General features: G+C 33.6%; 16 protein-coding genes. 1 reads left to right on the forward strand and 15 read right to left on the reverse strand.

Annotated features, from left to right (window positions below):
- Window positions 1–106 precede the first annotated feature (106 nt).
- The 7 genes from rpsH to D7I46_RS08475 all read right to left on the reverse strand — a co-directional run bounded on the left by rpsH (window position 107) and on the right by D7I46_RS08475 (window position 6,073).
- Window positions 107–505 carry a 30S ribosomal protein S8 gene (gene rpsH / locus D7I46_RS08445; protein WP_120772498.1) on the reverse strand — a complete coding sequence of 133 codons (399 nt, stop codon included), beginning with the start codon at window positions 503–505 and terminating at the stop codon, window positions 107–109.
- Window positions 506–1,025: 520 nt separating this feature from the next.
- Window positions 1,026–2,366, reverse strand: coding sequence for a UPF0236 family transposase-like protein (locus tag D7I46_RS08450; protein ID WP_120772499.1), 1,341 nt, complete (start codon window positions 2,364–2,366; stop codon window positions 1,026–1,028).
- A gap of 190 nt (window positions 2,367–2,556) precedes the next feature.
- Window positions 2,557–3,099, reverse strand: coding sequence for a hypothetical protein (locus tag D7I46_RS08455; protein ID WP_120772500.1), 543 nt, complete (start codon window positions 3,097–3,099; stop codon window positions 2,557–2,559).
- An 8-nt stretch (window positions 3,100–3,107) separates the two neighbouring features.
- The gene (locus tag D7I46_RS08460; protein WP_120772501.1) at window positions 3,108–3,740 is read right to left on the reverse strand and encodes an ABC transporter ATP-binding protein; all 633 of its coding nucleotides are present in this window, start codon (window positions 3,738–3,740) and stop codon (window positions 3,108–3,110) included.
- 12 nt (window positions 3,741–3,752) lie between these two features.
- Window positions 3,753–4,496, reverse strand: a complete 744-nt coding sequence (locus D7I46_RS08465) for a hypothetical protein (protein ID WP_120772502.1) — start codon at window positions 4,494–4,496, stop codon at window positions 3,753–3,755.
- On the reverse strand, window positions 4,486–5,238 hold the full coding sequence (locus tag D7I46_RS08470; protein ID WP_120772503.1) for a hypothetical protein: 753 nt from the start codon (window positions 5,236–5,238) through the stop codon (window positions 4,486–4,488). Before D7I46_RS08470 ends, D7I46_RS08465 begins: the two co-directional genes overlap by 11 nt.
- The gene (locus D7I46_RS08475; protein ID WP_162930865.1) at window positions 5,228–6,073 is read right to left on the reverse strand and encodes a hypothetical protein; all 846 of its coding nucleotides are present in this window, start codon (window positions 6,071–6,073) and stop codon (window positions 5,228–5,230) included. The genes D7I46_RS08470 and D7I46_RS08475 overlap by 11 nt, the downstream gene beginning before the upstream one ends.
- A gap of 39 nt (window positions 6,074–6,112) precedes the next feature.
- Here D7I46_RS08475 and D7I46_RS08480 point away from each other — a divergent pair, with 39 nt between their 5' ends.
- Entirely contained in the window at window positions 6,113–6,529 is a 417-nt protein-coding gene (locus D7I46_RS08480; protein WP_120772505.1) for a hypothetical protein, read from the forward strand.
- Between the two features lie 1,111 nt (window positions 6,530–7,640).
- Here the strand turns inward: D7I46_RS08480 and D7I46_RS08485 are convergent.
- The 8 genes from D7I46_RS08485 to D7I46_RS08520 all read right to left on the reverse strand — a co-directional run bounded on the left by D7I46_RS08485 (window position 7,641) and on the right by D7I46_RS08520 (window position 12,838).
- Complete coding sequence (locus D7I46_RS08485; RefSeq protein WP_120772506.1) at window positions 7,641–8,207, reverse strand: hypothetical protein; 567 nt, start codon at window positions 8,205–8,207, stop codon at window positions 7,641–7,643.
- Between the two features lie 11 nt (window positions 8,208–8,218).
- Window positions 8,219–9,709, reverse strand: coding sequence for a hypothetical protein (locus tag D7I46_RS08490; RefSeq protein ID WP_120772507.1), 1,491 nt, complete (start codon window positions 9,707–9,709; stop codon window positions 8,219–8,221).
- Window positions 9,703–10,359 carry a hypothetical protein gene (locus tag D7I46_RS08495; protein WP_120772508.1) on the reverse strand — a complete coding sequence of 219 codons (657 nt, stop codon included), beginning with the start codon at window positions 10,357–10,359 and terminating at the stop codon, window positions 9,703–9,705. Before D7I46_RS08495 ends, D7I46_RS08490 begins: the two co-directional genes overlap by 7 nt.
- Window positions 10,359–10,631 (reverse strand): TIGR04197 family type VII secretion effector, encoded by a 273-nt coding sequence (locus D7I46_RS08500; RefSeq protein ID WP_120772509.1) that lies wholly within the window; start codon window positions 10,629–10,631, stop codon window positions 10,359–10,361. Before D7I46_RS08500 ends, D7I46_RS08495 begins: the two co-directional genes overlap by 1 nt.
- Before the next feature lie 233 nt (window positions 10,632–10,864).
- Window positions 10,865–11,185 (reverse strand): hypothetical protein, encoded by a 321-nt coding sequence (locus D7I46_RS08505; RefSeq protein WP_120772510.1) that lies wholly within the window; start codon window positions 11,183–11,185, stop codon window positions 10,865–10,867.
- A complete protein-coding gene (locus tag D7I46_RS08510) occupies window positions 11,137–11,526 on the reverse strand; it encodes a hypothetical protein (RefSeq protein ID WP_120772511.1) in 390 nt (129 codons plus the stop codon). Before D7I46_RS08510 ends, D7I46_RS08505 begins: the two co-directional genes overlap by 49 nt.
- A gap of 47 nt (window positions 11,527–11,573) precedes the next feature.
- Complete coding sequence (locus D7I46_RS08515) at window positions 11,574–12,332, reverse strand: ParA family protein (protein ID WP_120772512.1); 759 nt, start codon at window positions 12,330–12,332, stop codon at window positions 11,574–11,576.
- Window positions 12,329–12,838: a hypothetical protein gene (locus D7I46_RS08520; protein ID WP_120772513.1), complete on the reverse strand. Its 510-nt coding sequence runs from the start codon at window positions 12,836–12,838 to the stop codon at window positions 12,329–12,331. Before D7I46_RS08520 ends, D7I46_RS08515 begins: the two co-directional genes overlap by 4 nt.
- Window positions 12,839–12,991: the final 153 nt, after the last annotated feature.

Below are 12,991 nucleotides of genomic sequence, written 5' to 3' on the forward strand. Positions count from 1 at the left end.
ATCAGATTGCTAAGCAATCAGTTTTCACGGGTTTTAAATCAAATTAGACTTAAAATTTTTCTGTCTGTGCTGACAATAAATCTGTCAGTGCTGACAAATGCAACAATTACCAGATATAGGCAATTACTTCACCACCAACATTTGTTTGACGAGCAACTTTATCAGTTACGACACCAGTAGATGTTGAGATGATTGCTGTACCAAGTCCGTTAAGAACTTTAGGAACATCATCAGATTTCACGTAAACACGAAGACCTGGTTTTGAAATACGTTTCAAGTTAGTGATAACTTTTTCACCGTTTTTACCGTATTTAAGAAAAACGCGGATTACGCCTTGTTTGTTATCTTCAACGTATTCAACATCTTTCACGTAACCTTCAGCTTTGAGGATTTCAGCGATTTGACGTTTAATCTTGCTTGCAGGTGCTTCTACAACATCGAATTTACGCATATTAGCGTTACGAATACGAGTGAGGAAATCTGCGATTGGGTCAGTCATTACCATAATGTAATTTCTCCTTATTTGTAGTTTGGGTGTGTTCAATCCCACTTTCAAATTAATGAGGTCCTTTTCATAAAAAAGACCGAACTTAATTAGTATAGCAGAAGTTCCGCACCATGTCAACACTTTTCTTTACAATGGTGTCCGTCTTGAATTTGTAGAAATCCTACTATTCCCAGAAATATTAGGTTTAAAGAATATTAAATTTTACAAAAAAAGTTGAGAAATAACAGCTTGTATTCTCAACTTTTGATTTTTTTTACTTTTTTGTGTAAAATAATCTGAGTTGAGTAAGACAAGCTCTAATTGTTTTACTCACGTGAAGCACTACGGTTACCGCCGTGGTGCTTTTTTATAATTTTTTCTCTTTTTAACTAATAAAATTATACTAAAAACTCACAACAAATTCAAGCGTTTGTTGCGTTTTTTACATGTTATTTTCAACTCAAAAATACTGTTCTTATCAGCTTTTCAAGCTTCTAATTTTCAGAATTTTTACGTGATATTTCTGAAAATTCATTAATCAATGGAGACGGCGCCCTGATTTACTCCGTTGAACGACCTGTTTAATTTCGTAAACTTCTTCCACTTCTTTAAGATAATAAGAAGCCGTAGGCATCGCTTCAATTTTTTGCCATTCTTCTCGCCACTTTCCCGTGAAAAGGTCTCGTAAAGTCCCTTCGGCTGAATCAATAATGAGCTGTGCAAGTGTCTCTGCTCCCTCTGGAAGCCATGACATTTTTCTGTGTTTCATTCGATCCGCAATATAGGTATTTTGTGACTCTACTATCCCCATTCCCTCATGGGTGTACCCTCTCAAATGGGCAGGTTTAGTATATTGGAAATAGCGAAGTAAGCGCTCGGAGAACTTCTCAAATTTTTCAAGCGACGCTTCATCTTCAACCAATGCAGCCGCCGTATTCAGAGCAAGTCGGGCATCTTTCTTAATATGGCGACGAATCGCTGAACGAAGCATTTCTTCTAATTGCTTTGATCTTTCGTCTTCTCCAGACAAAAATTTAAAATAGTCACTAATTTTTTGATCCAAATGATACTGGTCCCAATGATGTTCCCACTTACACCCAAGAAATTTAGCAAAATCTTTAAAAACTTCTGGAGTATAACCTGATCCCATATCCGAGTTCGTAATAAGCAAGGTCTCCTTAGTGATTTCATAATGACTGTCCAAGTAGTCTTTCATCAATTCTCTAGCTTTTGGGTTACTGGCTTTGATGACACGATGCTTATGAATGAGCCGATTTTCTTTGTTTATTTCAACCACTCCCTCGTGCGCAACAAAATGAGCAAGGTCAATTCTACTTTTTCCTTGTGCCTTTTGTTCTTCTGTGAGTTGTTGCTCATCAACACTCACTCCGTCGCCTTCCAAATAAAGACGACTTATTTTCCGCTTCGGTGTCTTGTGCTCCTCATATTCCCGATAAGCTTCTCGTTCTTGATAAAGCTTCGTCGCAAGTTGACGGACTTTGAGTATGCTATCTTTGGTTAGTTCGACGTGCTTATGTAACCTAATCTGTTTAGCTGACTTTCTAAAAGACAAATCAATCATCGTCTCCGCGACGAGAATGTTCATCTCAGGCGACAAACGCACATAAGGCTCCAAACCCAGCCACTCGTCCAATGGCTTTTTCCATTTCCCCTCTTTTCGCAAACATTTTCTTATCAGAGGAACATCGCCAATCAAGGTGGTAACTGTTCGTTCCGCTTTTCGGATGACCTTCCAGTCGCTTTTAATTAAACGTGCCACTTCCGCATCTTCATAAGTTTTGCATACTTCCAGAAAGTGTTCAATATTCCGTTTTTGACTTTCCAGTTCAAAAGCTAATTCATCAAATTGAGCAACCATACCACTCCTTGGTTTTTATCGATAATAATCAATTTTAAGAATTTTAACGAACCGTGTCAAGAAAATTTTCTGTTCTGATTAGACAAGAACACTATTTTATATATTTTGTAGTAGTCTTTAACCTTAATCAAAAAACAAGTGCTATATCTGTTACTTTTAAGCACTTGTTTTTTGATTTTTTGAGTTATGATTATGAAAGTGAAAAAATAACTCCCTCATATTTTCCTTTATTATAAATTTCTCTGTAATTTTTATTATCATATTTTTTTAAACTAGAAGTACCTATAACAAAGTGCATAGCTGAACTATTAAAGGTCTTCTTATCAACGGTATAAGTAAACGAGATTGTTGCAGTTTCGTTTACTTTAAGATTTCTATTAGAAAATTTTACATTATCAGTTTGAGAATAATCATAACCTCCATACAAAGAGCATTCTGATAATTGCGAAATATCTTGTATAGCATTGGATATATTTGTGACTGTAACATTTATAGTCACAGGCATATTAATATACTGATCATTCGGGTTTCCACCATCATAATGGTATGATTTACCCAACTTATAACCAGTTACTGATAATTTCAAATCATCCAAAGAAACCCATTTGTTTTGTTCAAAGGTTTTAATTTCAAAAGAGTGTGGAACATTGCTGTTAATCTTTTTTATTCTAATTACTGAAAGAACAAGAATAATTGCAACCAAAAATATAATCAAAAAACTTTTCTTACGCATTCCTTCTCCTATTCGGTAAACTTTCCTTCTTCTACATAATAATATCTGTCACAAACTCTTTTTAAATCTTCGTTTCTATGACTGGTCAATAAGACTAACTTATTTATTCTCTTTAAATTCTCAATAATATCCAGCAATAACTCTATACCTTGATTATCTAATCCATTAAATGGCTCATCTAGAATAATTAAGTTAGGATTTCCCATCAAAGCCTGAGCAATTCCCAACCTTTGCTTCATTCCTAAAGAGTATTTACTAACCTTTTTTTCTCTTTTTTCATATAATCCAACTAATTTTAATAGTTCCAAAACATCTTGTTTTGATACATTATTAGTCAGTAGAGACAAACTATACAAGTTTTGATACCCTGACATTGAATTAATAAATCCTGGACTTTCAATCAACATTCCTGTTTTTGATGGGAAATCAACATCTTTTCCTATAGTTTCATTACCTACAGTAACGCTCCCTTTGTCAACTATTGCAAAGCCACAAATTGCTTTGAATAGCATGGATTTTCCCGATCCATTTTGACCAATAAATCCTACGACTTGTCCCAAATCCGCGGAAATACTAACATTGTCTAGAATAAATTGCTTCTTTCTTTTTATAGTGAGATGTTTAACTTCTAAATAAGCCATGCCTTCCTCCTCTTAAAATGAATACCTTTGAATCAATGTTTTTACTACAAGGCTAACCATCAATATCATGAAAATATTTATCAATATTGCAATACAAAAATTATTTCCCATCAAAAAGTAATTTATATTATCGCTCAAAATAAGTGAGCTTTTAAATGGAATAAATTTAGTATTACAAATACTAATAACAATTAGTATCAAGGTACTCATAAACATGGAAACAATCGTGTTTGAACCAATTATATAAATTAAGAATGACAACAAATTCGTCAGAGTAACGCTAAGCCACAAAAGTATCAGGTATTTAATAAATAAATATGAAAAAATGACTGGTCGTAACAGCGCCACTGACAAAACTACTCCAAATACTAAAGTATATATAAAAGCTGTAATAAATATTGAAATCAATATAGCTAACGATAACAAATTCCTTTGCTTTATCCTTATCAAAAGTGTTAATCCTTGGTTATCAATTAACACCACTAATGAATAAAAAATTAAAAGCATAGAAATCAAGTGAATAATTAACCAAAAATACGGCAACTCTATTTCACTATATTCCCTAAGTGGATATGTATTGCTAAAAAATGGTGAAAGAATATCAGGAATATTTTTTCCTGAAAGTTTCATTCTATCGTTTACCATCATGCTGTAGATACCTATAAATATATAACCTAATAAATACCATCTTTTACCTAATGAAACCATATATCTAATAAAACGTTTCGACAGTATGTATATATATTCAATACCCATAATGCTCCTTGATTTTTTTCATATTTTGAATAAGTGAACCTATACTAAATATTATAACATTTAGTATAATCAGCTTTCCTATAAAAATGAAAAATGAGAATGAATTTACTAGAATTTGGCTTCTATCAATTAAGAAAAGTGGTGTTAACCACGGTGGCTGTTCAACTAAAGAATAAATAAATAATGCCAATAAGAGAAATAAAATTATATATCTATTTTTTACATATAAAAGTATAATCAAAAAACCATGAGCAATTGTAATAAACTGTACATATTTCACTAAAAACATTCTGAAAGTAATAGTGAGCTTCCATGAAGTAGTAGTATCAACATCAACAACGAAATATCTAACAATTGTGAATGTAATAAGAAAACTCACTATTATCAATAATAAATAGAATAACAATAGAATAGCCGTTGAAATTAATCTACTCATTAAAACTCTCCTGTTTCTTCTAGAGTAAAGAAGAAATGTAGAAGTAGTTGTCCATTTCTCAATAAAATAAACTACTCCCACTAATGGTAAAATATAAAATATCAACGTAAAACCATTAAATGCCCCAAACAAAAATCCAGTATTTCCAAATAACAAAACATCCAGGTTACCAAATTCTTTATCCATCCTAAAATACTGAAAAATTAAATTGAATAAATTAAAAAATATAAGCACTAAGAAAAAAAATAAAATATTGTAAGGTGAAATTAAATGCAACAAGTAGAAAATCCCTCTTTTATATTTCATGTTTTTTCACTCCAACAAAAAGAGTCACAATAGAAAATATAAAAACTAAAGTAATAAAAATTATTCCCGATACTTGGATGTTTTGAGTACCAATAAACTGAGATGTTATAGTAAAGCGATCTGGTACAAAAAATTGAATTATCATATCAATGAATAAGACAAGAAACATTGGAATTGCTAAGGATAAATAGCGATTTCTCATCAAGAAAGATATAGAGGTAGCAAATACTGATAATGCTCCTCCAAAAATAAAGATAAAAACTATTCTTATTATAAAATAAATTAAAGGATTTCCATAATATAATTGAGGTATAAACTCTTGTGAATCAACAAGAAACATACTATAATATGGGTTTAACGCTGTATGTGGAATAAAGAAAAACAGACTTATAAAATTTACCACAGCAGGTACAATTGAAATTATTCCTCCAATAAAAAAAGAAAGTAACATATTTTGACTTAAATACTTTTTAAAATTAGAACGAGGAATAAATGATTTAATATATCCTGAATTTAAATCTTCAGCTACCAAATCCCCAACACCCATACTGGCAATTAGAGGGAATAAAAATTTATAAATTACAAATGCTGGAAAAGGAATTACAAGGATTCCCATTGAATATGCACTAACTGGATAAAATAAATAATTATCTTGCGGAAAATTTCCAATAATTTTCCCTGTGACTAGTCCAGATACTCCCAGAATAATACCACATATAGTTATTAGCCAAAGCTGATGTCTCTTTGAAATTCTGTAAAGAATGGCTCCCATACCTGTTAATCCTCCTATAATATTTTGTGCTTTCATTCCATTTAAGTTATAATTAAGTTGCACCAATTATATCATATTTGCCATTTGAAAGGAAGTAAACTTATGAAAAAATGGATAATTTCAACTGCTGTAACAATTGGAATTTTAACAGTAGGAACTATCCCTGTATTTGCAGGAAACAATCACGGAGACACTAGTTACACCTTTAATTTTACTCCTGGACTTACTGGGAGTTATAAATACACTGATATTCGTCCAAAATATGATTACAGTTCCGCCTACATGATGGCGAAAACTCGGTCTAAATCTCAAAACTATTCTGCTTGTGTTGTTGATAGCAATGGCAAATACTTTAGCCAAACTTGGTATGTTGAAATTACAAAACTTAACAAAGGCTACTATATTGCAAATAATGCTTATGAAGATAAAGGTAAAAATGTCAAAGTAAAAATCAAAGGAACAACTGGAGATATGTTTGGATTTAAAGTAACAGGTGTATGGAGTCCAGATAGCGTATAAATAAAAAAGACTATATGATTTTTGGTGCAAGAAGCCTTAATAAAGCTTCTTTTTTGTTTTACCCATTATTGCTATGGAACAAAATTTTTATATCTAATTTAAAACTTTTCATTTTAACAAATTTTCCCAATTTGTAACTTCTTCAAAAATCTTTCGAACGGCTTTACCTAAAATTTTATCATATTCCACTGACTAAATTTCTTCTATGTAAGACTCCTCCAAGATTTTTCGGTCATTTTGCAAATTTTTAAGTTGCTGGACTAGACGTTCATCAGTTTAATTAAATTTCATATGATCAGTGAGCTTTAGAATTTGCTCCTCTAATTTTTTTCCATATCTGAAATAAAATTCTCTCTTAAATGTTCAAAAGATTGACATCCCACAACCCCGAGACTCCAGTCCTAAACCACCTGCCCAACAGCTTTTTTCAGTTCCCCTCTTTTCATAAACATTTTCCTATCAGATGAACATCGCCAATCAAGATTGCAACTGTTCGTTCAGCTTTTCGGACGACTTTTCAGTTCAAAAGCTAATTCATCAAATTGGGCAACCATACCACTTGATAATAATCAATTTTAAGAATTTTAACGGATTGTGGCAAGGAAATTTCTTGTTCCAATTGGACAAAGACACTATTTTATGATATTTTGGAGTGGTCTTTAACCTTAAGCAAAAAACAAGTGCTGTTTTTGTTACTCATCAGCCCTTGTTTTTTATTTTTGAAATTTTTTAAAAATCCTTTATTTATTTTTCATCATCATCATCATAGAAAATAGATAAAGAATAAAGGTAAATAAAGAGTAGTGGCTCATTACCCATAAATGGAAAGACCAGCACTTGTAAAAACGGTTTATGGTAGTCTAATGACCATAAACCTAGTTTACAGCCTTATGGAACCATAAATAGAAAACCTAACTTATGGACTCCACAATATAGAAAACCTGATTTATGGTCATTTAAAACCATAAGTCAGGTTTTAAATTTATGGATATTCAAAAAAAGTCTCACTAAGTATAGTGAGATAGTAAGTATTTTTTATCCAAATTTATATATTATAATTTGATTTTTCTCCAATTGATAACCCTCTAAGCTTTTATCATAATGAGTGTTCTTATTTTTTGCTCTTTTTCACATTTCCTGTCAAAATAAGTATTAAAATCACTATAACAATGATGGTGATAACGCCTCCATAAAAAATTGTATTTCCAACATGACCTTCTATCCACGGAAGTATTGGTGTCCAAATGACTGCTAGGAAAACACAGCCAAATACTAATATTATGAAAGCTGACATAATACTCTTCAAACAACTGCTCTTTTTTTGCTTCTCAAGACTTTTTCTACTCGTCCATCCTCTCCCAACAAATACCGCATCTGGGTTAGAATTTACAACTCCCCAATTTTTAGAAAATATTGATTTATTTAATTCTCCTACAGGCTCTCCATATGTTGACACTAATTGTTCAAATAATTTTTTTGTTTCTTGAGTCAACCCTGCAGGATATTTTTCTAGTTCTCTCAAATTGAGACATAACTGGTTAATTGTTCTTTTGAAATCCTGCCCTGTTCTAATATCGTCCCATGCTTGCCAAAGGTATGTCCTCTCTGGACCTTCATCAAGATGAGAACCCAAATTTTGAATTTCAAGATAAAATTTATTTTGTCTATCCGTAAGCATTTTACCCCTCCTTAGTCATTTGGTGTATTGTTATAAGGAGAACCTTGGTAGTGAGAGGCATTATACGCTGATTTTGCAGCTTCCTTTGAGGTTGCTTCTGTTTGCTTTTTATTATTAGCTTGTCCTGCTAAATAATCACTCCCTTTTTCAACAGTAGTTGTATTTACAGCTGCTTGAACATCTTCACGTTCTCCTTCAGCCGCCATTGCTCCAAGAGCAATATTTGCTCCAGCTCCTTCTTTATATACCAACCTATCATTTGGCTCTATACTTTCGACTCCTTTAACCTCTCCAATATTTGCTTTAGGATCTAAACTATATTTCAAATCGGAGGATTCCCTAAGTCCAGAAGCCTCATATCCAGGCTGTCCTGCTCCCACTCCATTCAAATTATCCATCACTCCCATAAAATTATTCAATCCTCCATTACTTTGTGAAAGCAACTTTCCTGTGCTTAAATTTTTAGTTTCTGAAAAGTTTTGCTGTATGCCATTTACTGTATAACTCACTGTTTTTGTTTCAATATCATCATTATTCATCACTTTTGGCCGTGAGGTTCTGAGCGTCAACTTGCCACTTGGATAGGTAAGTTGTAAATCTTTTACGATTCCATTCAACTCATCAAGGTCAGCTTTGTTCTTCGTGAATCCAACAAGATTATCATAAAGCTCATTCAACTCTGATTTACTTTTTCCCTCCGCAACAGCTTCTAAAAATTTTTCCATAGCAGTCATTGCTTTCGGATTGTTCTTGTACTGAGGATAAAGAAGACCTGATTCCCTATTCCCCATTTTGGTAGAAAGTTTCGAATCGAATTTTTCATTTTTTAATCTAGTTATCCAGCTCATATTTACACCAGCGGGAAATGTGATGTGACCATTGAAACTTGCTCTGCTTTGATTGATAATACTCACACCCTGTAAAGCATATTTGAATGCCTGTAAACTATCCGTAAATAAAGATGAAGTGCTACTTACAAAAGTTTCTAATGCTGCAAGTTCGTGTTCATGCATTGTTTTAACTTGTTCTAAATTATCAAGCTGCTCCTGCAATCCAGGTATCTCTGCCATATTTGCTGCAATTTGACCAAAGTCTCCACTTGCTGCTGATTGAAGGTTCTTCATTAAGTCTTGATCGTCATCAATTTTCTGCTGAAATAGTCGAATTAATTCTTTTGTGTTATTGAGTTGCTGTTTAATCAATACTTCGTCTAAATGACTTTCATACTGGCGTACATTACCATCTGCATTACGATATGCCACAAGGTCTGATTCAATATCACTGATGGCCTGCGACAACTTTTGAAGCATCGGATTAATATAAGCCACAAACAATTCTTTACCTGCCGTGTAAGCAGCACCTGAAAGTGTCCCTGAATTAATTGTATCTACCAAGTGTGTGCTACCTTTGGAAAGACGGTTAAATATTTCTTTAGCGCTCTTCAAATTAGCCGTCATAACTTGCATGAGATGATCTGAGTCGCTACTATCATAAACTACCACGGTAAAGCACTCCTTTCTTTATATAAGCTTTCTATTTTATCTTCAATTTCAATTCGAGCCACTCGGCTGGACTCTTGAAAAGTTTCTTGTTGCCGATTTGCAGTCCATTTTGCTTGTCCATAAGCCTCTTGCAGGACAGACTCTTGAAAACGGGATTGTTGTGAAGGATATTGATTTCTTTGCTGAGAAAGTTCTTCTGATTCATAAAAATGACGATTGGCATCCGAAAGAAATTGGTCATTTCTGTTCTCAAAATTTCGCTCTAACTGTCCGAGGTCATCCATTTCCTGTTCTTTGAACATGATTTTTTGAGCGTATTCCGCACGTTTGTCTGCGCTTTTATCTTTTGAATTCAATTTAGAAGATGAAAAGTTGGAAGAGGTGGTAGTGGACTCTTTTTTAGTTTCGGAGCTTGATTTTTGAGCGTCGTCATCAAGTGCAATAACTACGTAAGAATTATACGAGCCCTTTTGTTCAGTTTCCAGTTTTTCCTTTTCTGCTATCCTATAATCTTTGATGTATTGTTGAATTTCTTCTTCGGTTAAATCTCTGTAAAGATGGTTATAAGTAATAGCACATTGGCGAATTTCATCATCTGTCGCATCTACCAAGCCTTTGAGACCCCCAAACATTGTCTTTACCCAAGGCATTAATCCCACCTCCTTGCCGCATCCATATCTCGTTCCTCAATCGCATTTGCCAATTCAGGAAATTTATTGGCTTGCAGTAAGATACATGACACAACTTTTGAAACATCGGACATCAACTGATTCGATAAAGTTTGTCCTGCGAGCATACTTGGAACAGTGCTCGAACCAAAATTGACGGATTGATTTGAAAGCCCAGAAGCATCAACACCTATAAGCTCGGCAATAGCTTCCTGAGCATCAACAGTATTAGATTTTATTTTCCCTGCTGCCATCAGAGTCTCCTTTTTCATTTGTATTAAATTTATTATACTACTTTCTTACAAACGTTTCCATGGTTGACATATAGCAGAATTTTTATATCTAAAAACTCTGAATTCTATATAATAAAATGGACTCATTTTGCAGAATCCATTTTATCTGTTCTATATCAATAAGTTTATAGACTACTCTTAAACAAAATAATCCATCCATTATCCATAGTTAATTTTGAACAAAAATATTTTTGTTATTCTTCTCTATCCGCAGCACTTTTCATTGCCTCACGAACCGCCGCAATCTGTGCATGGCTTAACAATTTCGAGTTAAGATAGTGCTCTAGGGCATCTGACGCCAGTTGTGTCATCGTTACTCCTTTAAAAGCCGCAGCCATTTTATATCCAGCTGCATCCTCTGAACTCACACGAATTGTTTTTGGTGCATTTTTGTTAGAAGGAACTTTTTTCTTTTTTCCAAAATCAAGAACGACCTCTTCTGAGGAAGACTTGACTGTCCCTTTTTCTAAAACATCCGCTTCTTGATATTTTGCAAAACGATTTTCCGTATCCATTTTATTTTAATTTTCTCCACTTTTCTAATAATCTTTTTTTCTATAAATAGATTATATCGCTTTTTAAGAATGTTTTCAATCTGTTTTATACGCCGTTTCAAGCGCCAGCCTTGCCAAGCCCAAAGAATTTTGCAAAGTCCGTAAATCACGGCACCCACTGAAATGAGAATCATCAAAATGGTTAAAAAATGCTTGATCGCTTGCGCATATTCTTTGAAAAAAAGATAGACGAAGGTCAAAAATAACCCGATAAGCACTATTCCAATAAAAGATAATCCATCTTCAAAATCCTTATTATCTGCGTCAAAATTTGTTCTATATTTTCCATGTGACCAGCGCATCGCATTCCTCCAATTTATCTGCTAATAGATTTTTCTATTTTTCCCATTCAATTGTCTAATGCATCTTTTAAATGATGACATAATACTTTGACATCAGCCGCAAATGCTTTTTGATCTGACCTTATTTTTCGATCAAAAAGTGGAACAGAATGATTCATTGCTGTTGAATGTTTGATATAGCCCAAATATTGTTCACGGTAACGATTGCTTTGCATCGTTTCAATAAAGTCTTTTGAAGCCGTCTCGCCTGGGACAATCTCGTTTCCAATCAAGCGTAACTTAACCTGCGTCTCATAATCTTGATTAATTTCATTCACATAGTTCTGTAAACCATTGATGGCGATAATTGAATTATCTCCTGGTCGAGCAATTCCTAAAACCATATCACTTGCAATGACCGAATTTTCGATGAGTTCATCCTGAGCATTCTCTGTATCAATCAAAAGATAATCATAATGTTCATTCAACCACTCATAATTTCGTGCGATCCAACGGACAAAGATTTCCTCCCGTTTGCGTCGTCCAACCAATTCTTTTTTTAACGCTTTCGTCTTTGAACTTCCAGCAATTAAATCTAAATTTTCCTTGATTTGAATGGGCTGTACTTCCAAATTATTATAAATTCCGAGAATACTCTGTTCGTCAGGTACTTCCTGAAGACCAATACAGAGATTCGTCAAATTACGTGATTTGTCCTTATCAATCACTAATACACGGCTGTTCTGACGCAAGTATGAAGCGAAAGTAAGCGTGAAAGTTGTTTTGCCATCCCCACCTTTATGGATAGTAATCGTCATTATTTTCATTGGTCTTCCTCCTCAAGAATGGTAGGATGGTAAGGAAAATGAGGATAATCATGTTCAGCCAGATGTTCCTGGTATTCGTCCCACGTGATGTCCTCAGCTGAAGGTTTTAAATCAAAAGCATAAGACCAATCATTTTGTGCCAAGTCATTTGCCTGTTTCCAAATCCGATCATCTGTCACTGGAACATACTCGATCGTATCGTCAGAAAAATCACTATCCAAATAACGGTAGCCCTGATAAATCATTCCTTCAAAATCTCCCTCGTAGATTCGTTCTCCTTCCTCATCAATATAATACTGTTCCTCTGTCTCCTCGTCTAAAAGCAAATCATACTCAAAGTATTCCACGAGTCCGATTTTTGCACCATATTTCTCGCCAAAAAGTAAATAAGCAACATCTACTGCTCCAATATCTGCTCCTTCGCCTGCATCGTGTTGGTTGAGCCAATCAAGAATAACTGGATAATCCTCAGTGGATACCGCTTTCCAATAATCTCCAAATGCCATTTTATACCTCTTTCTTAAAATAGATTTATTTATTTTATCTTTAATCTATTTATCTATATTTCTATTCTTACATAATTAAAAACTCTTGTCAAGAATAAACGCATAAAAAATGTGTAATTAAAGTAAAAAAAAACAGCCCTGAACACTGATTTT

The organism is Lactococcus allomyrinae, assembly GCF_003627095.1.
GTDB classification, from domain to species: domain Bacteria; phylum Bacillota; class Bacilli; order Lactobacillales; family Streptococcaceae; genus Lactococcus; species Lactococcus allomyrinae.

What these genes read in the sequence shown, in the direction of transcription:
- rpsH (WP_120772498.1), bottom strand. Translation starts at nt 505, where the DNA reads ATGGTAATGACTGACCCAATCGCAGATTTCCTCACTCGTATTCGTAAC.
- D7I46_RS08450 (WP_120772499.1), bottom strand. Translation starts at nt 2,366, where the DNA reads ATGGTTGCTCAATTTGATGAATTAGCTTTTGAACTGGAAAGTCAAAAA.
- D7I46_RS08455 (WP_120772500.1), bottom strand. Translation starts at nt 3,099, where the DNA reads ATGCGTAAGAAAAGTTTTTTGATTATATTTTTGGTTGCAATTATTCTT.
- D7I46_RS08460 (WP_120772501.1), bottom strand. Translation starts at nt 3,740, where the DNA reads ATGGCTTATTTAGAAGTTAAACATCTCACTATAAAAAGAAAGAAGCAA.
- D7I46_RS08465 (WP_120772502.1), bottom strand. Translation starts at nt 4,496, where the DNA reads ATGGGTATTGAATATATATACATACTGTCGAAACGTTTTATTAGATAT.
- D7I46_RS08470 (WP_120772503.1), bottom strand. Translation starts at nt 5,238, where the DNA reads ATGAAATATAAAAGAGGGATTTTCTACTTGTTGCATTTAATTTCACCT.
- D7I46_RS08480 (WP_120772505.1), top strand. Translation starts at nt 6,113, where the DNA reads ATGAAAAAATGGATAATTTCAACTGCTGTAACAATTGGAATTTTAACA.
- D7I46_RS08485 (WP_120772506.1), bottom strand. Translation starts at nt 8,207, where the DNA reads ATGCTTACGGATAGACAAAATAAATTTTATCTTGAAATTCAAAATTTG.
- D7I46_RS08495 (WP_120772508.1), bottom strand. Translation starts at nt 10,359, where the DNA reads ATGCCTTGGGTAAAGACAATGTTTGGGGGTCTCAAAGGCTTGGTAGAT.
- D7I46_RS08500 (WP_120772509.1), bottom strand. Translation starts at nt 10,631, where the DNA reads ATGGCAGCAGGGAAAATAAAATCTAATACTGTTGATGCTCAGGAAGCT.
- D7I46_RS08505 (WP_120772510.1), bottom strand. Translation starts at nt 11,185, where the DNA reads ATGGATACGGAAAATCGTTTTGCAAAATATCAAGAAGCGGATGTTTTA.
- D7I46_RS08510 (WP_120772511.1), bottom strand. Translation starts at nt 11,526, where the DNA reads ATGCGCTGGTCACATGGAAAATATAGAACAAATTTTGACGCAGATAAT.
- D7I46_RS08515 (WP_120772512.1), bottom strand. Translation starts at nt 12,332, where the DNA reads ATGAAAATAATGACGATTACTATCCATAAAGGTGGGGATGGCAAAACA.
- D7I46_RS08520 (WP_120772513.1), bottom strand. Translation starts at nt 12,838, where the DNA reads ATGGCATTTGGAGATTATTGGAAAGCGGTATCCACTGAGGATTATCCA.